Raw genomic sequence first — 250 nt, 5'->3', positions numbered from 1 at the left:
CGGTATACGAGAATAAAGGAGACAATGGAAAAGCTTATTTTTATTTAAATGCTTATACTGAGGCAAAAAATAGAAATAATACAGCCATCCTGAAAACCATCAACAAGGATATGGAGTCCTTTATAGCAGAAACAAAGAACGATTCAGAAAATCATGGGAGAAATGTACAATGGGTAATTTTATTATCTCTTGCAGTTCTTTCGTTGCTGGCTGTGTATGCATGGAGAATCATAAGTTTGCTTAGAAAAAG

General features: G+C 34.0%; 1 protein-coding gene. It reads left to right on the top strand.

Features of this window, described 5'->3' with window-relative positions; genetic code table 11:
- On the top strand, positions 1–250 hold a 250-nt coding region (locus SB689_RS23765; protein WP_410694497.1), incomplete at both ends, for a hypothetical protein.

The organism is Chryseobacterium sp. SIMBA_038 (genome assembly GCF_046535115.1).
Lineage (GTDB): Bacteria > Bacteroidota > Bacteroidia > Flavobacteriales > Weeksellaceae > Chryseobacterium.
The sequence above is the reverse complement of the archived record's forward strand: the minus strand, read 5'-3'. Positions and strand labels throughout refer to the sequence as shown.